19 protein-coding genes and 4 pseudogenes are annotated in these 23,885 nt (G+C 40.0%); 9 read left to right on the top strand and 14 right to left on the bottom strand.

Going from position 1 to position 23,885, the window contains the following annotated elements; all coding sequences use genetic code 11:
- Positions 1–224 precede the first annotated feature (224 nt).
- Together relB and STRUR_RS03480 are read left to right on the top strand one after the other, a co-directional pair.
- Complete coding sequence (gene relB, locus STRUR_RS03485) at positions 225–518, top strand: type II toxin-antitoxin system RelB/ParD family antitoxin (protein WP_006740291.1); 294 nt, start codon at positions 225–227, stop codon at positions 516–518.
- Positions 508–828, top strand: coding sequence for a type II toxin-antitoxin system RelE/ParE family toxin (locus tag STRUR_RS03480; protein ID WP_006739732.1), 321 nt, complete (start codon positions 508–510; stop codon positions 826–828). The genes relB and STRUR_RS03480 overlap by 11 nt, the downstream gene beginning before the upstream one ends.
- A gap of 31 nt (positions 829–859) precedes the next feature.
- Here STRUR_RS03480 and STRUR_RS03475 read toward each other — a convergent pair.
- The 8 genes and pseudogenes from STRUR_RS03475 to STRUR_RS11470 form a co-directional block, all read right to left on the bottom strand.
- A pseudogene (locus STRUR_RS03475) lies at positions 860–1,225 on the bottom strand (HNH endonuclease signature motif containing protein).
- A gap of 1 nt (position 1,226) precedes the next feature.
- Positions 1,227–2,263 (bottom strand): annotated as a pseudogene (gene metK, locus STRUR_RS03470) (methionine adenosyltransferase).
- A gap of 47 nt (positions 2,264–2,310) precedes the next feature.
- Positions 2,311–2,481 carry a DUF6900 domain-containing protein gene (locus tag STRUR_RS11685; RefSeq protein ID WP_006738962.1) on the bottom strand — a complete coding sequence of 57 codons (171 nt, stop codon included), beginning with the start codon at positions 2,479–2,481 and terminating at the stop codon, positions 2,311–2,313.
- A 190-nt stretch (positions 2,482–2,671) separates the two neighbouring features.
- Complete coding sequence (locus tag STRUR_RS03465; RefSeq protein ID WP_006740220.1) at positions 2,672–3,154, bottom strand: hypothetical protein; 483 nt, start codon at positions 3,152–3,154, stop codon at positions 2,672–2,674.
- Entirely contained in the window at positions 3,147–4,394 is a 1,248-nt protein-coding gene (locus tag STRUR_RS03460) for an SNF2-related protein (RefSeq protein WP_006740696.1), read from the bottom strand. The genes STRUR_RS03465 and STRUR_RS03460 overlap by 8 nt, the downstream gene beginning before the upstream one ends.
- A 3-nt stretch (positions 4,395–4,397) precedes the next feature.
- Entirely contained in the window at positions 4,398–4,523 is a 126-nt protein-coding gene (locus STRUR_RS12005; RefSeq protein WP_006739868.1) for a hypothetical protein, read from the bottom strand.
- A complete protein-coding gene (locus STRUR_RS03455; RefSeq protein ID WP_006740320.1) occupies positions 4,504–4,785 on the bottom strand; it encodes a VRR-NUC domain-containing protein in 282 nt (93 codons plus the stop codon). The genes STRUR_RS12005 and STRUR_RS03455 overlap by 20 nt, the downstream gene beginning before the upstream one ends.
- Before the next feature lie 283 nt (positions 4,786–5,068).
- Positions 5,069–7,354: pseudogene (locus STRUR_RS11470) on the bottom strand (phage/plasmid primase, P4 family).
- A 195-nt stretch (positions 7,355–7,549) separates the two neighbouring features.
- Here STRUR_RS11470 and STRUR_RS12000 point away from each other — a divergent pair.
- Genes STRUR_RS12000 through STRUR_RS03430 form a run of 6 tightly spaced genes read left to right on the top strand, consistent with a single transcriptional unit; the run spans position 7,550 to position 11,851 of the window.
- On the top strand, positions 7,550–7,684 hold the full coding sequence (locus STRUR_RS12000) for a hypothetical protein (RefSeq protein ID WP_001262783.1): 135 nt from the start codon (positions 7,550–7,552) through the stop codon (positions 7,682–7,684).
- Positions 7,659–7,979: a hypothetical protein gene (locus tag STRUR_RS03445; protein ID WP_006739256.1), complete on the top strand. Its 321-nt coding sequence runs from the start codon at positions 7,659–7,661 to the stop codon at positions 7,977–7,979. Before STRUR_RS12000 ends, STRUR_RS03445 begins: the two co-directional genes overlap by 26 nt.
- The gene (locus tag STRUR_RS03440) at positions 7,972–9,093 is read left to right on the top strand and encodes a DUF2800 domain-containing protein (protein ID WP_006739985.1); all 1,122 of its coding nucleotides are present in this window, start codon (positions 7,972–7,974) and stop codon (positions 9,091–9,093) included. Before STRUR_RS03445 ends, STRUR_RS03440 begins: the two co-directional genes overlap by 8 nt.
- 4 nt (positions 9,094–9,097) lie before the next feature.
- Complete coding sequence (locus tag STRUR_RS03435) at positions 9,098–9,661, top strand: DUF2815 family protein (protein WP_006739595.1); 564 nt, start codon at positions 9,098–9,100, stop codon at positions 9,659–9,661.
- Between the two features lie 18 nt (positions 9,662–9,679).
- Positions 9,680–9,847 (top strand): hypothetical protein, encoded by a 168-nt coding sequence (locus STRUR_RS11680; protein WP_006740694.1) that lies wholly within the window; start codon positions 9,680–9,682, stop codon positions 9,845–9,847.
- A gap of 48 nt (positions 9,848–9,895) precedes the next feature.
- Entirely contained in the window at positions 9,896–11,851 is a 1,956-nt protein-coding gene (locus tag STRUR_RS03430; protein ID WP_006738409.1) for a DNA polymerase, read from the top strand.
- A gap of 38 nt (positions 11,852–11,889) precedes the next feature.
- Here the strand turns inward: STRUR_RS03430 and STRUR_RS03425 are convergent, their stop codons facing one another.
- The 4 genes from STRUR_RS03425 to STRUR_RS03410 all read right to left on the bottom strand — a co-directional run bounded on the left by STRUR_RS03425 (position 11,890) and on the right by STRUR_RS03410 (position 20,013).
- A complete protein-coding gene (locus STRUR_RS03425) occupies positions 11,890–12,459 on the bottom strand; it encodes a hypothetical protein (RefSeq protein ID WP_006739157.1) in 570 nt (189 codons plus the stop codon).
- A 407-nt stretch (positions 12,460–12,866) separates the two neighbouring features.
- Complete coding sequence (locus tag STRUR_RS03420; RefSeq protein ID WP_006739607.1) at positions 12,867–14,735, bottom strand: helix-turn-helix domain-containing protein; 1,869 nt, start codon at positions 14,733–14,735, stop codon at positions 12,867–12,869.
- A 238-nt stretch (positions 14,736–14,973) separates the two neighbouring features.
- Positions 14,974–16,188, bottom strand: a complete 1,215-nt coding sequence (locus STRUR_RS03415; protein WP_006740329.1) for an amidohydrolase — start codon at positions 16,186–16,188, stop codon at positions 14,974–14,976.
- Positions 16,189–16,500: 312 nt separating this feature from the next.
- Positions 16,501–20,013, bottom strand: a complete 3,513-nt coding sequence (locus STRUR_RS03410) for a Rib/alpha-like domain-containing protein (RefSeq protein WP_006738799.1) — start codon at positions 20,011–20,013, stop codon at positions 16,501–16,503.
- A 170-nt stretch (positions 20,014–20,183) separates the two neighbouring features.
- On the opposite strand from STRUR_RS03410, the gene STRUR_RS03405 reads away from it, so the two are divergent.
- A complete protein-coding gene (locus tag STRUR_RS03405; protein ID WP_197718047.1) occupies positions 20,184–20,714 on the top strand; it encodes a TetR/AcrR family transcriptional regulator in 531 nt (176 codons plus the stop codon).
- 302 nt (positions 20,715–21,016) lie between these two features.
- Here STRUR_RS03405 and STRUR_RS11465 read toward each other — a convergent pair.
- Positions 21,017–21,535: pseudogene (locus STRUR_RS11465) on the bottom strand (ClbS/DfsB family four-helix bundle protein).
- Between the two features lie 522 nt (positions 21,536–22,057).
- Positions 22,058–23,827: a recombinase family protein gene (locus STRUR_RS03395; RefSeq protein ID WP_006739991.1), complete on the bottom strand. Its 1,770-nt coding sequence runs from the start codon at positions 23,825–23,827 to the stop codon at positions 22,058–22,060.
- Positions 23,828–23,885 lie beyond the last annotated feature (58 nt).

Below are 23,885 nucleotides of genomic sequence, written 5' to 3'. Positions count from 1 at the left end.
TTACCCTGCTAGAAAGATTGGCACCATAATGGTTCACGTCACTTTTTAGCTATTTTCGGTATGCCCCTAACGAATTTTGCGAAAATGCACGTTTGAGGGGGCGTCGGTCTTTTAACGTTCGTGTTTTAGAGATTGCATCCCCCCTCACCCTAGGGACATTATGGTTTGCGATTTCACTTTCGTTTTGTTATAATGTATATACAATATATACAGGAGGTCAACTAATGGCTACCATTACTAAAAATTCTCAATTTAGCTTTAGAACCAACGAAGAACTACTAGCCAGAGCTAAAGAAATTGTTGGTTATGAAAACATAGACATGTCAACCCTCTTTAACAACTTGTTAGTTCAAGTCGTTCAACAAGGGCAAGTGCCATCACTCCTTTTAGATGAGGAACAATCTAAAAAAGAGCGTATCATTGACGAACTTTATAGTGAGATTCAAAAGGGCTACCAAAGTTATCTTGAGGGTAAGGGCAAGTCACTAGACGAGGTGTTCGCAAAATATGGCGTTTAATCTATTAATCACACCAGAAGCAGAAGGTGACTTGGATGGGATTTACAACTACATTCTCACTCACTTTCTTGCACCTCAGGCTGCGGAAAACACCATGTCTAACATTAAACAAGCTATCACAAAAATAGCGGAAGTTCCTAGTCTTGGCATTGATGTCTCTGAACGTGTCGGACGTCAATTTTCAAAGGAGCATCCGTTAAAGATGATGATTGCAGGCAACTACCTTGTCTTCTATGTTTATGACAACCAAACCGTCGCCGTTCTGAGAGTCCTCTACCAGAAACAAAATTGGATACACCTTTTCAAATAGATCGAACCACTTTCGAGTGGTTTTTTCTTATTCAAAAGTGATAGGTATACTCCTGGTACAGATCCACCGTCTTAGTTTTTCTATCATGACAAGACTTGAAAAGTGCCTACCAATTGTCTTGGGCCCAGAAGAGTTCTTGATCTCCTCGGTGGGGAGTGACGTGCTCAACCACCGTTGCCTTGGTTAGTCGTCCTTTCCTTTGACAGTAAACACAAAGAGGATGGAGCTTTAAGTAACGAAGCCGTGCCTTGTTCCAGCGAGAGTTGTAACCTTTGGCTTTGGTTGACTTGGCATCAAGGGTATGGTTGGCTTTGTGGTCATCGCAGTACTTGTTTCCATAGGTCACAAGGTTGGGACAACCATGCTGCTTGCAAGGGGTGCTTGGTCGGCGTGGCATCTTACTGCTCCCAAGGAAGATAAGGCTTGGTGAAATGCCCAAGGCAAGTGGTCTTGGTGTAGTCCACATCCAAGAGGTTCAGCTCCTTGATAATCCCTTGTGGGGTAAGATCATAGCGTTCACGAACCCCTCCTACTAGTTGTTCAAGAGGATAATCACTTGTCCCAAAGGTGTTCACATAAACACCTGCAGGCTCCGCAACCCCATAGCATAAGCTAACTGGACTTCACAGCGTTTGGCATACCCTTCACGGACAAAGGCCTTTGCAATCTTCCGTGCCATATAGGCGGCTGAACGGTCGACCTTGCTTGGATCTTTCCCAGAGAAAGCTCCACCACCGTGGTGGGCAAAGCCACCGTAGGTATCTGCTACAATCTTACGACCAGTCACACCAGCATCAGCGTAAGTGCCACCAATAACAAAGCGACCAGTTGGATTAACCAGAACCCTGAAGTCAAGGTTCTGACGGTAGCGTTGAGCAACCGACATCATAGCTTGGGTGACAATGCGTTTGACTGAGGCAAGGTCAACTCCGGCATCGTGTTGTATAGACACAAGGAATGTCTCGATACGTTTGTTTTCGAAGTCGTATGTCACTTGAGCCTTGGCATCCTTACCCAAGCCAGGATGTCCAAGATTCATCAGTTTCTCAAGCACTCGAGTCGCAAGTACATAAGGAAGCGGCAAGAACTCAGGTGTTTCATCGGTCGCATAGCCAAACATAATGCCTTGGTCGCCTGCTCCACCACTATCGACCCCTTGAGCAATATCTGGGCTTTGAACACCAAGGAGATTAGTCACCATGATATCCTCCATACCATAAGGTTCAAGAACCCTTTTGACAATTCCTTCGAGGTTAAAGAAGTGTTTGGTTGAGACTTCTCCTGCGACAACCACTTGGTTATCTTTGATAAGTGTTTCAACTGCCACTCGGCTGTTCTTATCGTACTTGAGACATTCCGTCACGATAGCATCTGAGATTTGGTCACAGAGCTTATCTGGGTGTCCGCTTGAAACTTGTTCACTGGTATAAATCATGTTTTCCTCCACGCAAAAAGCCCAACCCTTATGGGCTAGGCTTTGGTTTATTTTACTGATTGTTGGCCTGCCTTGTAAGCCTCCTCAAGAGCGGTTTTCAAGGTCCAAACTGCAATGTCTAGAAAGTCTTCGTTATCGCTGTGTCTTGTTTCCAAGTCTGAGCGTCCGAAGTTTTTGTAGATAATTCCGAATAAGTCTTTTTCCATTTGAGTTTTCATGGTATTATTCTCCTCTTCTTTTGTTGTGTACATATTAGCTCTAAAGAGAAGTATAATCCAGTCATTACTGGGAAAATTTTAATCTTTTTCGATATCTTAAGTATAACACAGCAAAGAATTAAAAGCAGTACCAGGTTAGTAACATCTTAGTAACAGGGTAGTACCACCTTAGTAACACCCCAGTACCATGTCACCCCGCCATACTCATAGACTTACCTGCAAAACGATAGTACTCTTTGACTTGTTTGATAGCCTTTTGACGATAGCGACTGACAGTCATCCGTGAAATATTATGCTTTGGTAGTAGCTCCTCCCAAGTTAATCCAACTATAACCAAATCACTAATGATGTCCCTAATCACCTCGTCAACTGAATAAATCGCTAAATTAAAAAAGTCAATATCAGCTTTCAAGTTACAGTACTTTTCAAAAAGCGATTGTTTGTACTCCTGCTCTTCAGCTAAGAATTTCTCATGATAAGAAAGAGCCATATTTTCAGTGCGATGGTTTGTCTTACTCATTTTGATTCTCTCTTCTGTTGATTGCTGCATAGCGAGGGAGTACAGAAAGGCATCTTCTGAGACTGGTCTGTAGTTTTCAAGAAGATTCCTTGCGATTGATAACTCTCTTTGTGCCTCTTGGTAATGTTGGAAGTAATAATCAACCTTATCCATTCATTCCTCCTACTTGTGCTTTAACAGCTTCAATTAGACGTGATTGTTGAGCATCTTTGTTTTCTAGTGCTTTGAGAATTTCTTCGTCAATGGTGCCTTCGGTCACGATGTGTTGGATGACTACAGTCTCAGATTGTTGCCCTTGTCGCCACAGACGGGCATTGGTTTGTTGGTACAACTCCAATGACCAAGTCAAACCGAACCAAACCAAGTGATGCCCACCCTTTTGAAGATTCAGACCGTGACCAGCGCTTGCTGGGTGTAGAAGACCAACAGAAATATTCCCCTTATTCCACTCACGGATGTCGTCCTCAGTTTTAAGGACTGTCCCCTTAACCTTGAGATTTGCCAAACGTTGCTCAATACGCTGAAGGTCATGTTTGAACCAATAAGCGACCAGAACTGGCTCACCGTTTGCTGCTTCGATGATATCTTCAAGAGCATCTAGTTTTTGGTCATGTAGTCTCACCACTTGATGGTCATCAGAGTAAACAGCACCATTTGCAATCTGCACCAGCTTGTTTGAAAGACTAGCCGCATTGGCAGCTGTCACCTCACCATTTTCAAGATCAGAAAAAACATACTCTTTCTTGAACTGGTTGTAATCTGCTTTTTCTTTATCAGTGAGATGAACTATTTTCCTTGTCGAAATCAGCTCGGGCATCTCTAGATAATCCATGGCTTTCATAGAGATAGTGATATCATCAATCTTGTCATAGATTTGGCACTCCGCATAGTCCATAGGGATGTAGTCATAGACGATATTGCCATTCCTACGTCCCTCTCGGAAATAACGACTACGGTATTCCCCAATGAATCGACCCAAGCGCTCGCCGCCATCGATGACTTTGAACTCCGCAAACAAATCCATTAGCCCATTTGAACTCGGTGTTCCAGTCAATCCAACGACACGCTTCATGTAAGGACGCATCGCCATGAAAGCTTTGAAGCGTTTGGACTGCCAAGACTTGAACGACGAGAGCTCATCAATAACCACCATATCCCACTTGAAATAGGGGCTACATTGTTCTACAAGCCAGGGGAGATTTTCACGGTTGACTATGTAGATGTCCGTATCTTGCTCAAGGGCAGCTCGCCTTTGTTTGGGTGTTCCCACAATCTTGGAGAAGCGTAAGTGCTTCAGTTCCTCCCACTGCTCAATCTCATCACTCCATACCGTGTTTGCGACACGAAGGGGTGTGATTACCAATACCTTTGAGATTTCATAGCGGTCAAACATCAACTAGTTTATAGCTGATAAGGTTGTGGCAGTCTTTCCCATACCCATGTCTAGGATGACCGCTACATTGGGGGTTCTTATAATGAAGTCCTTGGTGACTTCTTGATAGTCATGTAGTTTCAATTTCATCTAGCACTTCTCCGATCTTCTCAACACTGTCTAGCACATGGACCTTGAAACCTAATCGCTCAAATAGTCTGTGCCTAGAGACTTGTAACAAACGTGGCTTTTCACCAGGGGCTTTTACTTCCACCATGCCAATCTTGCCATTAGGAAAAAACACCAACCTATCCGGTACTCCTGCAAAAGATGGTGACACCCACTTAGGACAAATCCCACCACGCTTTCTGACTTCACTCACTAACTTTCTCTCAACAACTTTTTCTCGCATGATAAATCCTTTCGTCAAATAAAAAAGTGGAGGTCTAATGAGGTCATTTCCTAAACTTTCCCTATGTGCTTTCTATTAGTATTTTTATTTGCATAGAGATAGTTATAGAAAAGACCATCACTGACTTACACTAAATCAAGAAATGGAAGTCGTGGAACTCAATCTATAAACTTTTAGTATTCATTTCTCGATAGACTTTCTGCTAATTCCTTCCACGACTGTCACTCCTAAGATCTCCACCTTCTGATGGTGTGGAAGTCAAAAGCCATTTGGTGGAGGTCACTTAGCCAAGGAAATCATCACCATCATCAGAAAGTTTTAGTCCCATGATGAAGTTACCTTTATTAGTCCGCTTTCGTTCAAAACCTGCTTGAGCCAAAGCTGCATAAAAATCTGTCGTGCCGCGCGTGTACTCCATGTTTTGGACGCAATAAGCACGATATCGCCTATATAACTCACCAGACTTCTCGCTCATTTTATCTCCAACCTCACAGCACTCGCTCAAGAAGTGACCTAGCCAGTCATTGGCTTCACGGTATGCTTTAACAGAGTTTGCGACCGCAACTGGCACACTCGTCTTGAAGTTGGCCTTGATGGCTTTTTCTGCTCCTTCAATAATCCACGACATAATGGCTGGTGCTGCATGGTCATACAAATGGTCCGCAAAGTTTTTGATGTCAGATCGACCAGTGATTTTGGCGTTAAATGGAATGACAACAAGACGTCGCCAAGTCCCATCATCGTTCGCTCCTACTTTAGGCAGATGGTTGGTGTAAAGAACTAACGTATGTGATGGTACAAAATGGAAGGGATCCTTGTACTTCTTCTCTGCTTGGATTTCATCCGTAGATGTAATCTGCTTAACAACAGCCGTATTGAGTCGCATTCCTTCAGCCATCTCAGAAGCAATCACGAGACGCTTACCTTTAAGCTCTGCAAGTTCAGGACTCACGTTTCGCTTGTTAGACATGGTTAAGGCATCAGCCGATAATTTCCCAGAATAGCTTCCTAGCACTCGAGCTATCGTGTTCCAAAAGGTCGACTTGCCGTTTGCACCGCCACCATAAGCAATAATCATGTGTTCCTGATAAACCCTACCAATAGCTGCCATCCCAATGATTTCTCGAACATAGTCAATCAACTCTTGGTCGTTTCAGAAAAAGGTAGCCAAGGTTTCCTGCCACAATCCCATGCCTTGGTCGCCTGGAGATACTGTGGTCATTTTCGTAATGTAGTCTTTAGGATCATGCTCATGTGAACCTAAAAGGCCAACACGCAAATCGTAAGTAGCCTCAGGAGTATTAAGCAACATATCATCCTTATCAAGCTCTGATAAGTCAATCGCAAGCATGGGTTTAGCAGTATTATGGGTTGCTGTGATGTAGCGATAATCACGACGCTTCATGACAAATTGATAGTAGGTTCTAGCTGCTAGATAAAGCGTATAAAGCTTTTGTTGGATTGATGTTTCAATCACTTTAGCTAGTGCTTTTCCACCCTCTCGAACTAGGTTTTCTGAAATACCAGTGTTCACTAACTCTTTGATAGCTTTCTCGTATTTGTCGCTAGCATCTTCCAGCTGCAAATCCATAAACTCAAGAACTGCGCCAATGGCTAACTGCCTATCTTCCTTCCAAAACTGACCAGTAAAGGTGAGATAATCCGTCGCATTCGTGTATGCTAACTTTTCTCCGTATTCACGAGCAAGGACTCCTGCTTCCCCAATATCGGAATAATCATCAGGTTTCAAATCCCCACGATTAAAGGCTTCTGGTGACACATACCCATCTGAGCCTTTAATGGTCCGATTGTAGAATCGCACCGCACTCCCCCAGATAGTATCGAGTTCAGTCTTATCAAGCGGTGGATCACATTTCAGCGCCTGTTCATCAAATCCATCACGGGCTTCCTGTGTTACTCCAAGGCGTTTGAGAATTTTAGCCGCAAATTGTGACAGGGTTGAGTTACGACTCCCCTCAGTAATTAGTCCAGATGGTGGTGTATAGAAGTCCGCATCGAAATTTTCTTCATCCGAATCAAATGAAGAGTCCAATAAATCAGCATCTATAGTCAGCCATGAGTCGTTCCATAAAACTTGTACATTGGGATTACCAAAAAAGAATCTTGCGGCATCCTTAGCGTTCGTATCAAAGAAGTTATACCGATTCGTTATCTTCTCTTTTAGATTGGCATAGGCATCTTTATCAGTAACTTCATTGATTTGGAAATAGATATGGAATTTTGGTCTTGCTGCTTTATTGCCTTTTTGAACCATGTGGTTTCTACTCGTAACCAAAGCAAAATGGTAATCCGAAAACAAGATTTTTAGGTATTCCTCTGTAATCCAATCATCAGGATTTTCAGTATGGTCATTATCAATATCCATGACTAAAACATCCGACTTAAGGAAATTAGCGTTCGATCGAGTGCTATTTTTAAATAACCCTGCCACATGATCGTACTGAGCAATACGTTTTAGACTAACTTCATCTGTAATTGTCACTTGGTGCGGATAGACCGTTGTTGTTTGAACACCAGTCTGTCCTGAATGAGATAAGGTAAATTGCATGCATCATGCCTCCATCTTTCATTGTTAAATTAGGAATTTCTCTTCCTAATTTACTAAGTAAGAATCAGACAGGATTTTCCGCACTAACAGAAAAATTTATCTCAGCCCTACTTAGTAAGGTGTAGGGGATAAAAAATCGCTTCAAAAGTGGAAAATCCACTCAAAACCTTACTTAGTAAGATAGGAGGACCCAATATGGCAAACGAACCATACATTGAACCTTATGATGATGTGGCTGATACCCTCATAGCCATCAGCGTTATCTCAAAATTACTCGCTCGGAAAATTACGGAGGAAAGACAACATGAGCAAAATGAAGCAACTGAATGAACTAATTAATGAAATGGAGGGCACAGCCAAATACTACCTTCGCTTGGTAGATGAGTTCAGAAAACTCCTATCTACTGAGGAAGAAACAACAACTTCAGAAGAACCCAAAGTTGAACTACAAAAGGAACTTAAACTAGAAGATGTTCGTGCCGTCCTTGCGACAAAAGCCAAAGATGGCTTCAAGAACGAGGTGCGTGCTCTTCTCAATAAATACGGAGCAGAATCCCTATCAGCCTTAGCCACTGAGCACTATGCAGCAGTTCTTGAAGAAGCTGGAGGAATTGGTAATGACTAACCATGCCATCCTATCTGCTTACGCATCCCACCGTTGGCTCAACTGTCCGCCTTCTGTTCGTTTAACGGAAAGCATGCCAGATGTTACCTCTGAGTTCGCCCTTGAGGGAACTGACGCTCACGAGCTTTGTGCTTATCTTGTTGAGAAATCACTAGGCAGAAAGGCGCGTGACCCAACTGAGGATTTGTCCTTCTACAATGAAGAGATGCAAACGTGTGCAGATGAATATCGCAACTACGTCATGGAACAGGTAGAAAAAGCTAAAGGCTACTCTCGAGATCCTACAATTCTAGTTGAGCAACGTCTGGACTTCTCCAAATGGGTGCCAGAAGGTTTCGGTACTGGCGACTGTCTGATTGTGGCAGACGGACTGCTTCAAGTCATCGACTACAAGCATGGACTAGGCGTTCTAGTTGATGCAGACCATAACCCACAGATGAGGTGCTACGCTCTTGGGGTTCTTGAGATGTTTGATGTCCTCTATGATTTTGATAAGGTCACCATGACCATCTTTCAACCACGGAAGAATAACATCTCCACCTTTGAGATGGATAAAGTTGAACTCCTTGAGTGGGCGAAAAACGAACTCTCACCTAAAGCTGACCTTGCCTTTAAGGGCGAGGGAGAGATGACCTCTGGTAAACACTGCCAGTTCTGTAAACTCAAGAATGTCTGTCGCAAACGTGCGGAGCATAACTTAGCACTCGCCAAGATGGAGTTCGCAGACTCTGCTACTCTTGATTATGAAGACATAGCAGAGATTTTACCTAAGCTGGACTTACTGGTTTCGTGGGTAAATGACATCAAAGCCTATGCTTTGAAAGAAGCTGCTGAAGGACACACCATTCCTGGATATAAACTTGTAGAAGGACGTTCGGTTCGTAAGTTCTCAGACGAAGCTGCCGTCAGTCAAGCCGTGATTAAAGCTGGCTTTGACCCTTACGAAAAGAAACTCCTAACTATCACTGCCATGACTAAACTTCTTGGCAAGAAAACCTTTAACGACCTGCTTGGTGGTCTGATTGTAAAACCAAGCGGTAAACCAACACTCGTTCCTATTGACGACAGTCGTCAAGAATTGAACCTAGCTACCAACGAATTTAAAGAGGATTAAACGTATGACAACTAAAGTACAAACTACAAAAGTAATCACTGGTAAAAACACACGCTTCAGCTACTTGAATGCCAATGAACCTAAGTCCATTAATGGAAGCACGCCAAAGTACAGCGTCTCTCTTATCATTCCAAAGGATGATATTGAAACTGTCGATAAAATCAAAGCAGCCATTGAGCTTGCCTACAAGGAAGGCGAGTCCAAACTCAAAGGTAATGGAAAATCTGTCCCAGCACTTTCTATCCTTAAAACTCCACTCCGTGATGGTGACCTTGAGCGTCCTGATGATGAAACTTATCGCAATGCCTACTTCGTCAATGCCAACTCACCACATAAACCTGGTGTTGTAGACGGTAATCGCCAAGAGATTATCGATACTTCTGAGCTTTACTCAGGCATCTACGGTCGTGCGTCTATCTCCTTCTATGCCTTTAACTCTAACGGTAACAAGGGTATCGCCTGTGGTTTGAATAATCTCCAAAAACTCCGTGATGGAGAGCCACTCGGTGGACGTACTCGTGCTGAAGATGACTTTGCGACTGATGACGATGATGATTTCTTGAACTAATAATGGAGGACTAATCTTATGACCATTTTCTACTACTTACTTTCTGCCGTGTTTGGAGCTTACCTGTTCCTCAGCATGTACCTCAATTACATGACCATCCGTGACGATATTCGTCGTGAGAGAGAGCGCAAGGCTGAAAAGAAACGACAGGCCGACAACACGACACCGCTACAACGTAGCAGATAATACTCTAGGTGGCAGTACTTCTGTCACCTTTTTATGAAAGGACAAACTATGCCAATTAAAGAATTATCCATTGACTTGGAGACCTACTGCGAGGTGGACTTGAGAAAATCTGGCGTCTATCGTTATGCGGAAGATGATTCTTTTGAAATCCTTCTCTTAGCAGTCTCAGTTGACAATGGTCCAGCGACTGTTTATGACCTAACTAAAGAAAATCTTCCTGATCAAATCCTACAAGCATTGGTGGACGACTCCATTATTAAGTGGGCTTTTAATGCCTCCTTCGAACGCATCTGTCTTTCCAACTGGTTGAAGAAACATCATCCAACATTATTGTCCGAGGGTTTTCTGTCTCCAAACTCATGGCGTTGTAGCATGGTTTGGTCAGCCTATCTCGGATTACCACTTTCTCTTGAAGGAGTCGGTACTGTTCTTAAACTTAAAGACCAAAAGTTGAAGGAAGGTGGAGACTTAATACGCTACTTCTGTCTTCCTTGTAAACCTACCAAAGTCAATGGCGGACGCACTCGTAACTACCCAAATCATGCACTTGACAAGTGGTTAGCTTTCATTGATTACAACAAGCGTGATGTTGAGGTTGAACTAGCCATCAAAGAAAAACTCCGTAACCACCCTGTTCCTGGCTTTGTTTGGGAGGAGTATCATCAAGACCAAAATATCAATGATCGTGGGATTGGTATTGATGTAGACTTTGTCAAAGCAGCTATTACCATTGACGAGGAAAGTAAATCTAAAATTCAAGAGGAACTTAAAGAACTTACTAGGCTTGAAAATCCCAACTCTGTTCTTCAAATGATTGGCTGGCTACGAGAACGCGGAGTAACGACTAATTCTCTTGATAAGAAAGCTGTCAAAGAGCTATTAAAGGTAGTCGATGCAAAGACAACTAAAGTCCTAAAGTTAAGACAACAGGCGGCTAAATCTAGCGTTTCTAAATACCAAGCCATGGTGATCTGTGTTTGTTTGGACGGTCGAGCTAGAGGGATGTTCCAGTTCTACGGAGCCAACCGAACTGGGCGATGGGCTAGTCGCATAGTTCAGCTGCAAAACCTCCCACAGAACCACCTTCCTGACCTTGATGAAGCAAGAGAAATCTTCAAAGCTGGTGACTTAGAAGCAACTGAACTTCTCTACGATACACAGGATACCCTGTCACAACTTATTCGGACTGCTTTGGTTCCAAGAGATGGTAAAAAGTTCATTGTGTGTGACTTCTCTGCCATTGAAGCACGAGTGCTCTCTCACTTAGCTGGTGAGAAATGGCGGAGCAGAGTCTTTGAACAAGGCAAAGACATCTACTGTATGTCTGCTTCCCAGATGTTTGGAGTTCCAGTTGAGAAGCATGGACAAAACTCCGACCTGCGTCAGAAAGGAAAGATTGCCGAGTTGGCTTGTGGCTATGGCGGGGCAGTCGATGCACTTAAAGCCATGGGGGCTATTGATAGGGGGCTTGATGAACAGGAACTTCAACCTCTTGTGGACTCGTGGCGTCAAGCTAATCCTAACATTGTTCTCTTTTGGTGGGATGTTGATAAAGCTGTAAAGACTGCAGTAAAGTACCAAAAGCAAACTGAAACCCATAGTATTCAATTCAAAGTAAGAAAAGGGATGTTATTTATTACTCTTCCTTCTGGACGCAAACTCGCCTATGGCAAACCTAAAATGGGAGAAAACCAAATTGGTGGAGAGTCCGTCACCTACGAAGGTACAGGAACTGCTAAACGTTGGGAGAGACTTGAAAGCTATGGTCCAAAGTTTGTCGAGAATATTATTCAAGCTATAAGTCGAGACATACTCGCTTACTCTATGAAACAACTGAAAGACTTCAGAATTGTAGGACATGTGCATGATGAAATCATCATTGAGTGTGACCAGAGCCAAAATCTTGAGCAAATCGCAACTTTGATGGGAAAAGAACCATACTGGATGCCTGATATTAACCTCAGAGCTGATGGATACGAGTGTCTCTTCTATCAAAAAGACTGACAAAAAATCGCCACCTCAATTGAGATGGCGATTTGGTTTTATTTGTTGAGTTCTTTGTAAAGTTTCAGCCCTTCTTTCTGGATATTATTGACTTTCTTATAGCCTGCAGATTTCTTAACACCTAGGTACTCGAAGATTTCTTTATTCTCATAACCTTCAAAAAGCATATCTAAAATTTCTGGTGCTTGGAAATTGGTTTCTGCGAGTTTAGCTTTCAAGAAGTCCAGTTGATCCATTACTAGATATAGTTCAATACCTTCATCAGCAATTGCTAAATCCTGCTTTTCAGTGAAGGCTTCCCAGGAGGAGAACTCTAAAGTATTCTTTTTAGGTTTACGAAAATCCTTGAGATAATCATTGACTGAGTTGTTATACCACCAAACCATTTGTTCATACTCCTCTTCTGCCACAGGGACAAAGGCTATTAAAATTGGAATACCCATAATACGGCATTGTCGAAATGTACCACGAATTAGTCCTGATTCACTAGATGACATATAGTAGTTTTGCACAAACATCGGTGCTAGTACTTCACCCTCTAATGGTTCTACACCAGTTGATGAAGATTGAGTTTGACTGTAGTTGAAAAAGTTGACATTGATTGGCATGTTTTGACTCCGTTTCTTTGGCAAGCAAAGAAAAAGAGTATGACAAACCAATATTCAGTTGTGTATTTGACCACATCAGCAATTCCTCTGCTTAGTCATGGTCAACGGGCTTTATAAGTTGATCTGCTTTCCCTAAAAATACAGTTAAAGCCAATAATGTAGGAATTTTCCCCATTACAAAGTATTTTTAAGGAGACGATAACTTGTAGGATTGATCTTTACTCTCTCAGTATATAGTTTTACTTCTATCAAAAACAGGTAGTCCAAACTTCCGCCTTAAAACGCCCTTGGCAACAGATTTTTGGAATTTTTATGTAGTAAAATCATACTAATTCAATCTCAAAACCGGAATCTGAGTTTCCGCTTTTTGAAACCAAAAAAATAAACCATCACAAATTTGTGATGGTTTATAAGGTTTTCATTTCTGCAGCTTGTAATATTGAATTTATTTCACCCAAGGGTTTATAGTAACTTGTTGATAGCAACATCTTATATACTTGGTGTGGTGGAGAAATTGTAAGTTGATGAGCTGCTTTCTTTATCATATCGTCACTAAGTTCAGGTCTTAATTTTAAAGCAAAACAAAATGACAATGTTAACTCAAGCCTTGGTAAATTATCTTCTAGAGTTTCATAATCTCTCAACGTTCGTTCTGTAATTCCGACTAGCTTAGCCAAAAATGGTTGTGTGCAATTTTTTCGCTTTCTGTGACTACGTAATGTCCCCGAAAATTCAAAAGGTAGTTCTTTCAATAATTCAGAGATTTTTTTCCCGAGTTTCATCATATCCAGTGGAGGGAGCTGATCTATCAAACTTGGATTCTGTAGAATATCTACAAAGTCAGCCTTAATTTCACTTTCCTTTGTTACCCCTCTATTCAGTACATAATCGTAATATGTCTCATCAGAAATTGAGGTGAAATTTTTAGACTTTACTTTAAAGATTAGACAACATTCATCCATGTGCTCGTAAGTATAGTTAGTCATAATTGGCCCATCTTTTGTCATATAAATAAATTTCTTATCCTTTAAACAAAGATGGTTATCAACGTAAATAAACTTATTTCTATCAATAATCTGTCTAAAGCTCTCGTTAAAACAATATTCAAAACACAAGTCATTTGAAGTAATAGTATAACTACTTCCTTTATCAAATGCTTCAAGTTCAAAAGCAAAGTTATGCATATATCTATCATCAAGATAATTATATACACCATTTGCTTCCTTAAATCCTAAATCAATCATTCTAATTTTAGCAGCCTGTCTAGATACCTTAAAGAAATCAGCTAAGCTGTCTACCACTTCTTTCACTAATTCAGAACGACTTATCTCAGGATTAACCAATGTCAAAGTTTGAAATAGCTCCCTAATCTTTATTCTAGTTTGGACTTTAGGCATAAGAATTCGAGGTGCAATTCCATTGGCTTGCCACTCCATCCAGTCGAGCGACGACCACATGCTAGAATCAGCTAAATTTTCTTCTGTCCAACTACTAACTGTTGAGTGATTTTTATCAAGTATCATCTTAATTTCATGGAATACTTTATGAAGTTCCCAGTGAACACATTCATGGATAACCGTATTGTTATAAGAACCTACATTCCGTTTGAAAACAACATCCTTATCTACAAGGATACTCCCTTTGTTAAAATGCTTAGAAACTAACTGCTCATCCTCTATGACCTCAACATCAGTATCTTTAAAAACCATTTTCCCGAAAACTGAATAATCTATAGTTAGTTTCTCTTGATGGATAGACAGTCCCATTTCAGAAACTATTGTCTCAACTGGAACAGGGGTTGGTTGAGTCAGGGCTTGAGGATAGTACTTCCTTAAGAATTTTTCAGCAATAGCATCAAAGTCCTTCTTCCTTATATATGGAACCCAGTCTTTACTCAATTTTAAGTTTCGGGACTTTTTGTACTGATCTGATTTAAATTCTGTATTGTAAATTCGAAAGTTTTTGATACCAGAATCAAGTTCTACTTCAGCATATACAGACACAAACTTAGTTTTAGTATCAATCTCCATCTCACCTTTGATATACTGCCGAACAATTACATTAGCAATTACAATGATTTCAAGATTTAATTCGCAATTATTAATAATTTCATAGTTTATCTTATATAACTCAAAATTATCAAACTCAATAAAACCATTCGGTTCTGGCACCATGTATGTAGACAAATCAGTATTATCTTTATTATTAAAAATAAATCCTTTAACAGTTTTGACTATTTGTTCATGGTAGGTATCAAAAATATATTTATCGAACATGACTGAACCTCACTTGAATGTAGTAAGAGTATTATACCATTTTTTGTAAACGCTTTTAATGATTGTTTAATCATTAGAGCAAGCTCTATTTATGTTATTACTTATAATATGATGGAGAAATAGATGAAAGAATATATATCTTGTTATCGAGTACTTACTTATCAAAAAGACTGTCAAAGCCAATTCAGACTTTGGAGATTTTAGTATACCTTGCTTATACTTAATATGTAATTATTCTCTATTTGCCAAGATACCGTAAAATAGCCACAACTGCAGCTTCAGTACCAGTTGTTAAGGTCGGTTGAATAGCTGGTGCAAACTTAGAATTATGGTTTGAATAAATCTCTTGTTCTTTCGTGAAACCTCCGAATCCCCAATAAAGATAAGGGATTCCCAATGCTCTAGGAATATATGAAAAATCTTCCGAAGCAGTCATTGGATGGTAGGCAGAAACCCTATCCTCACCTAAATATTTCTGAAATGCTTCCGTGACTTCCTTGGTTATCTGGGGGTCATTATCTGTTAGGGGATACTCATCGTAAGTTTCTACTTTGGGGGCAATTATGCAACCACCTGCTTCACATTCTGATTTAACAATACGTTTAATACTATCAATTACTTGTTTTTGAATCTGTTCATCGTAAGCTCTAATATTCAATAATAATATTGCTTTGTCAGGAATAATATTCGCTTTAAAACCAGATTGAAAAGAACCAACAGATACAACAGCAAATTTAAATGGATTTACTTCTCTTGAAACTATTGTTTGTAGTTTTATTACAATATCACATGCTATAATAATAGGATCAATACTTAAATGTGGCATTGAACTATGAGCATCTTTTCCATACACAGTAATCTTTAATGAAGTGGCACTCGATAAAAAGGGCCCTGCTAGCGTACCTACTTTACCTGAAATGGGTTCAGTTAAAACATGTTGTGATAAAGCTAAGTCTGGATGAGGTATCTTTTCAAAAAGTCCATCTTTTATCATAGATTTAGCCCCTGCAGCTATTTCTTCACCTGGTTGAAACAAAGCAATATAAGTTCCTTGCCACTCCGATAAATGATTAGCCAAAGCCCAAGCTGCCCCTAAGCCAGCTACAATATGAACATCATGACCACAGGCATGCATCACAGGTACTGTCTTACCATCTAAGTCTTTCATGACTACTTTAGAAGCATATTCCAATCCTGTTTCTTCTTTTACAGGCAGAGCATCCATATCCGCCCTAAATAGTACTTTAGGACCATCTCCATTTTCTAAAATACCAACAACGCCTCCTCCAACTCGTAGAGTTTGGTAACCATAAGACAGCAAGGTTTTATAAATAAATTGACTAGTATTTTTCTCTTGCATTGATAATTCGGGATGGCTATGAATATATTTGTAAGTTTCCTCTTGCCACTCTTTAATCATTATCAAGGACTCAAGCACACTTTGAACTGACATTAAATTACCTCCAAAATTAACTTTCTACATGCCATTATACGCGACGAAGATTATAAAAACAATTCTTTTAAATATTTGCTATATTTTAAACTTATTAGATGCTTACCAAATATTACTAGAATACTTACCCTTTATTGTTTAACATACAAAATCAAAAATCTATCGAGATTCATAATCTCGATAGATTTTTTCAAGAATTAATCTCGAAAAATTGAAACACTTTAGTTAATTAAGTTGGAAAGAGAGATAACTTTGTTAAAGTGCTCACACCAATAAATGGCGAAAAGTTTAATGACATTTTAGGTCAAACGATTAATCCTCTTTTTTCTTTAAATTAGATAGTAAACCAACTGAAGCTATAATTGTCAAAGCAGCAATGTTAAAGAATGGGTTCTCATCCTCACCTGTTGTAGGCAATTTATTTCCTCTATCTTTATTATTTGCGATACTTGATAAAGCTTGTGTTTGGTCTTTAGCCTTAGGTTCGTTCTTATCAGCGTCTTTACGTGGATCTACGACTTTAACAGTCACATCCACAGTATCTGTTGAACCATCTGGGTAAGTCACGACAACTTTACCTGGCTTGTCACCTGCTGTTGTGGTATCAATTGGTGTTTTAAACTCTACTTTAGTTCCAGCTGGTAAATCTTTCAAGTTTTCAATTGAATCTTCTGCCTTAGGTGTTTCCCCAATGTTAACTGTTTGGTCTTTAGCCTTAGGTTCGTTCTTATCAGCGTCTTTACGTGGATCTACGACTTTAACAGTCACATCCACAGTATCTGTTGAACCATCTGGGTAAGTCACAACAACTTTACCTGGCTTGTCACCTGCTGTTGTGGTATCAATTGGTGTTTTAAACTCTACTTTAGTTCCAGCTGGTAAATCTTTCAAGTTTTCAATTGAATCTTCTGCCTTAGGTGTTTCCCCAATGTTAACTGTTTGGTCTTTAGCCTTAGGTTCGTTCTTATCAGCGTCTTTACGTGGATCTACGACTTTAACAGTCACATCCACAGTATCTGTTGAACCATCTGGATAAGTCACGACAACTTTACCTGGCTTGTCACCTGCTGTTGTGGTATCAATTGGTGTTTTAAACTCTACTTTAGTTCCAGCTGGTAAATCTTTCAAGTTTTCAATTGAATCTTCTGCCTTAGGTGTTTCCCCAATGTTAACTGTTTGGTCTTTAGCCTTAGGTTCGTTCTTATCAGCGTCTTTACGTGGATCTACGACTTTAACAGTCACATCCACAGTATCTGTTGAACCATCTGGGTAAGTCACAACAACCGGTACTTTAAATTCCCCTTTGGTCATACCATCCGGAATCACTGCACCCTCTTTAACCTTCATTGTAGGTTGGTCTTTAACTTCTTTAGGATAATCAGTTGTTACTTTTGATGTGATTTCATCAGTTGATGGTGCTTGACCAAATGGTTTTTCTAATTTTCCACCTGTCGCTGTGTATGTTGTTGTTGCATCATCTTTAACGTTTACAGTAGCAAAAGTATAAGCTTTGGAACCACCCGGATAAGTTACTTCTACTGGTACTACATATGTGCCTTTCTTAGTAAGAGCTTCCCCTTTTACAACAACTACTCCAGTTGTAGGGTCAATCGTTACCATATTTGGGTCAACAGACATTGCTCCCTCAGGATAAGAGGTTTTAACCGAATCTGGAACTTGACCTATAACAGTTGTGAATTTTGTTCCTTCCGGTGGCGTTGTATCATTGCCATCTTTGTCTTTAAAGATTGGTTTAGCTGGCTCAGAATCCTTAGCTACAACACCATCTACTGGTTTATACTCGATAAATACAGCAATAAAGGAATCTAATGCTAAAGCGTTATTTAAGCTCTTTGTATTTTGACCTTGTTCAAATAGACCTAATGTAAAGTTTGTTGTCTTAGTGATATCATTTGGTACTGTAAACTTCTCAGGTGTCGCTGTTCCTTCAACGCTTGACTGAATAGTTTGAGGTTCACCTATTGCAACACCATCTCTGAACCATTGCACTTGGTATTTACGTGTTGGCAACAATCCGCCTACTGTTGAATTGGTAACATTACCAGAGACTGCTACCTTATTCGTAGTATCATAATCAACAATATCAAGCATTGGTTGAGGTGCTAAAATAGCAAAGTTCAAGCTAGTAATATTAGTTCCAGACCCCGCAACTACATTTGTAAATAGATTACTCGGATTACCAAACATAGCTTTAGGAAAAGCCGGACTCCAAATATTATAATTAGATAAAACAGGAGATACATATAGGTAGTTCTCATTAATGTGTCTATGTTTTTGACCAATGGTACCATTCCACTTAAGAAGACTACTATTATCTACATCTTCATCTCTAACAACCTTGCCGAATTCTTCGTCTGTAATTGTATGAGAAACTTTTAAACCACTGTTTGCTTTATAAGCACTAACACCATACAATCCCTTAAAAGGAATAGAGTAATTTCCATTTTTATCAACTGTCGTTATGACTGTCTCCGCAATATGAGAACCAACCCCATGTTGGGCCTGGTATTCTGTAAATACTCTTTCTTGTTCAGCCTTAAAGTCTTCAATAGTATATCCTGGATGGTCTTTTTTCCACTGATCAAGTAAGCGAGTTACTTCATCATTTAAATAAGAAGCAGCTACTTTCACACCATTTGCTGGAACATCATTACCATCTTTTAACCATTGATTAGCAAGCGTCCCAGCAGAATCTCCATTATCAAACCAAGCTAAACCACTTACTCTACCATAGATTCCCCTGTCATGCCATGTACCATCTGCGGTACTAGGAATTTGCGACTCAGCTTCTGGTTTCTTTAACCAGTCTTTAGTTAATTTCTTTTCTTGTAAAATAACTTGAGAATTGACAATCCTATTGACTCCCGCAGTAAAATCCCAAGATTCATTTTTACGGTTAGTACGAGTATGGAAACCATAAATCTTATCCCCTGCTTGAATAATATCATACTTACTAGAATCAGGATTTTCAATCCAGGTTCTTACTGCGAAATTACCATCTCCTGCTAATTGAAAACGATGTTCTTCACCGTTAGGATCAACTTCCGATTTAGATAAGTCAAACGCAAAAGTTCCATCCGCCAATGTAGTAGTATAGTAAACTTTTGAAACATAGCCTTTTCCGTTTACCCACTGCAAGTAAACTTTAACACCAGCTAGTGGAATATCATCTGAATCTTGCCCCTCAATGCTACCACCATTATCTATCCAAGCTTTACCTGAATAAGTTTGTTTAGCTGAGGAATCTCCGGGGCTATATATCGCATCTTTTTGTACTCTCTTCTGAAGTTCTTCAGACACTTCGCTGACACTATTTTTGTCAACATTAGCTTTTTCAACTGCACTATCTACAGAAAGTGTTGTAATTGCAGGAGATACAATTACATTTTTTTCACTGGCTGTCTCTTCTAAAACAGCAACTTTATCTGTATCTTTTGATGAACTATTAGGATCTATGTTGGCACTAGACTCAGGAACCGTACCTCCAACATCAGTATTGACATTTTCTGTGTAATCTGCTAATGCTTCGACTTTTGATTCGGTTGTTTTGTCTACTGACGCTATTGCATCTGTAGCTAATTCTGATTTTGCTGGTTTTACTTCATCTACTATCCCTGCTGATGCAGATTGTTTAGGCTCAATACCTGTAGATGTTGTCTCATCAGCTAGAACAGTTGTCCCAGCCATTCCTAGAAATGCTAATCCAACCAGTACCGATGCTGCACCAAATTTAAATTTCTTAATCGAAAAGCGCTGTTTCGTATGTGCGACATCATAATTACTTTGCTTATATTTCCTAAGCATAATTTCTCTCCTTTTCAAAAGTAAAATTAGATTAACTAGTAACAGCTATCTATTCATATTTTACTTTTTAAAGGTTTTAGGTAGTTCACATTATCTTGATAAATGTGAACTATTATTTGAATTTGTATTGTATAATCACATTCGATGAGATTTATAAAGGTGATAATATGTTGAAGAGTTCAGATAACACTAATTTAAAATTTTTAAAGGCTTTCTCTGAATTATTAGAAACGAAAAGCTTTGAACAAATTACAGTTAGAGATTTAGCAAAAAAAGCTCAACTTAGTAGAAGAGCTTTCTATAATCATTTCAATTCAAAAGAAGACTTCCTTAGGGAATCTATTTTAGTAATCTTTGATGATATCACAAAAATTTTAAATAATGATTTATTATATGAAGAAGTAATCCTAAAGGAAATGCTTAGCTACATGTATACAAACAAAGAAATTATTAAGTCCTTTGTTTGTTTTTTTCCAAATATTGACAACATAATTAAAGACTATATCAAAGGAATGATCATACATTCTAATATACCAGACTTAGAGAAACAACTCGAAACAGCATATCAAATTCCATATTCTTTCGCTCTTGATATTTATATCTCAATAATTGAAAGTATTATTTTAAATTGGATAGATCATGACTTTACTAATGAGCCTGAAGAAATAGCAAGATATATTATATCTGTCGTGAGAATTTAACATTTATAAAAGTTAGAAAAATAAAACTAATACTTCATTTCCTCATCTAATACTTTATAAGGGAGCGTAAAATACACTGTGGAGTTAGCCCAATCCATTATTGATACTTACCAGCCTGAAAGTGTAGAAGATATGCAAAATGCTTTAAATCATATAGTGTTTATTTGTAAACAGTAGAAAAATAATTTCCTACTTACACACTCTACTTGACAATCCCCTTTATAAAGAAAAAGGCGATAGTTTTTCTCCTATCGCCTTTTGTGACCATTTTTATGAAATTTTTTAAAGTTAAAAAATATAATTCATAACACTATTTTTTTCCATTTTCTGATTTTAGTTCTAAAAGTTCCAAAAGGTGCAACTGTATTTACATGAATAAACTTATATACTTCCCAAGTGGCGGTTTTAGTCGCTTCATCAGCCCATTTTCTCATATATGGTTTAAATGATTCTTCTTCACTCAACGAATCAATCATTGCATATATAGAATTAATATTTTCATTTAATTTTGCTTTCAACTCTTGCAGAGATAAATGAGCGTAGGTATCCGTGAATCACTGATATAATTCACCAAGTTGATTCCATTTTAATTTATACGATGGTGTTTTTACTTGAAGCCCCTTTCTTTCATCTTCTTCCCATTTAAGAACCAAACTTGTCCATCCAACCTGATATGAAAGGTTTTCTGCTGGAGTTCTATCAACTTCATCAATTCTTTTATCTTTTAGATTCTCTGGAATATTATCAAATTCTGAAATATATTTCTCAAATGTTTTCTCTATTTCAACTTTTAGTTCTTTTTTATTGTAGTATGTTCGCAAAAAATCATCTCCATTCTGATTTATCAGTACTCTAAATTAAACAGGTCTTATTTTCACCTTTACCTCTTCAAAAAAATATTATATTTCTATATCTTTTACGAATAAAGCTTTTAAAAGATAGTGACTATTCTCAGCAATATTCTGATTGTAAATAAGATTATATTTATTAACATCCACGAATTCTCTTCTTTTCTATTATTATACTATCTTTCTCTAAATCAGTAAAATAATATTCTTATTTTACTGATTTAAAAATACTAAATTTAAAATATATAGTATCAATATATAGAACTCAAACTTCAACGACCATCTAGGTAATAATTTAGGGGGTATGTTTATTTCCACAAACTCTTCTTCTATGGAAACAAGTCCATACCCCTAGGGTTCATGGAAATAAATACTCTCTCAATCACGCTATCACATCAAGATACTCAGCTTAAACTCTCACTCTGATACTTCCCCTACATACGACAAAAAGCCTTAAAATTAAGGCTTTTTACTATTTCCATTTATCAAAGAGTTCTAGGCTTTAACAAGCAGAGCAACACACTCGTCTGTATTTTCTGTAACCCGAAAATATTTGTTGCCGACTTCCTTGTCCGCTGGCTTCAACATTCCGTCCTCGCGGCGGCTCACTTCCAGCGTCCTCTTGTCGCCGTATATCATCGGCAGCTTGAAGCGAATCCTGCTGACAATTCCCTCGCCATGCTTCCAGTCGGCATCCGGCATAATCTCTATCGTGTCGATGAGCTCCGCGTAAAGCGTCTTTCTCGTCGCCTTATCCACCTGTCCAATCGTCTTGCCGAACTCCGTAAGGAACAGCTTCACCTCTTCCACGGTTGCCTCGCCTTCGCGTGCGCCGTCAAGACGCCTCTGCGCCTCTTCAAGTTTCAGCTCGGCCTCGTCAATCTTCTCGTAGAGCTTGTCCTGTCTTTCCTGCAAGTCCCTGTACTTGCGCTCATAGGCTGGCTCCGTGCCGTCCATAGAATCCATCGTCGCAGACAATGACCTGATGGCTGTGTCGAATTTCGCCACCTGCTTCTCCTGAGCGGCAATCTCGCCCTCTATAGCTTCGGTGTCCTGCATCTCGTTGTGCATGTACGTCAGCATTTCGGCGATGAGCTTGTCGTCGAGACAAACGCCTATGACGTCGTCAATCTCCTTGTCGATAAGCTCCTGCCTGTACTGCTTCGTGAACGTGCAGTCCGGCCCGAACGCCTTCTTGCTGTACTTGCAGTTGTAAGCGTGGGTCTCCTTGCCGAGTGTTCCATCCTTCTTGACCTTGCCCCTCGTGTTGGTCGCAATCATCTTTCGCCCACATATAGGGCACACGAGCAGACCCGTGAGCAGGTTCACGTGGTCGCTGCGCTTGCGCGGGAACGGCGTGGACTCCGCCTCGCAGCGCTTCTGTGCCTCATTGAACAGCTCGGGCGACACTATCGCCTCGTGCTGCCCCTCGCTTATCTGCCAGTCTTCCTTGTCCTGCCTCACCGGGCGAAACTCGTTATTTTCGCCCTCGACCTGCTCCATGCGTCGCCTGCCATAGGCAATCTTGCCCGCATAGACGGGGTTGTCTAGGATGTTCTTGAGCGTCCCCGGACTGAAGAACACATACTTGCCGTTGCCCCTCGGTTCCTTCTTGTAGCCGTGCTCGTTGAGCCACACGGCTATCTTATGTATGCCGTCTGGCGTGTGTACGTATCGGTCGAAGATAATTCTCACGACCTCCGCCTCGCTCTCCTCGATGACGAGCTTGCCATTGTCGCGGCGATACCCGAACGGAGCCTGAGCACCGTTCCACAACCCATTGCGTGCCTTCTGATATCTTCCGGCAGTTGTGTTCTCACGGATGTTATTGCGTTCCAACTCCGCAAAAATAGAAGACAGCGAGAACATTGCTGACCCAGTCTTCGATGACGTGTCGAGCTTGTCGTCAATCAAATACAGATTTACGTTATAACTCTTGAGCTTGTTCAGCGTCACGAGTGCATCAGCAGCATTTCTGGCAAAGCGACTCATGTTCAAGACCACGATGTAGTCTATGTCTCTGTTTTTAGCGATGTCTGCAAGCATCTGTTGGAACTGCGGTCTTCCTTCAATGTTCTTGCCGGAAGCGCCTTTCTCCTCCTTATAGATGTGGACGAGCTGCATGTTCTGATATTCGACATACTCTTTAATCTGATGTTCCTGATTTTCGAGGGAATAACCCTCTTCAGCTTGCATATCCGTAGAAACACGGATGTAGCCGACCGCTCTCAGCGCCTTCTTCGGCGCTCTCTTTCTCTTTGGCACCTTATGAACTCACCTCCTTAGTTAAAGTAAGCCCGAGACGGAAGTGCTCCATCCCGGG

The organism is Streptococcus urinalis 2285-97 (assembly GCF_000188055.2).
In the GTDB taxonomy this organism is placed as follows: domain Bacteria; phylum Bacillota; class Bacilli; order Lactobacillales; family Streptococcaceae; genus Streptococcus; species Streptococcus urinalis.
Note: the sequence above shows the minus strand (reverse complement) of the source record. Positions and strands in the feature narration are given on the sequence as shown.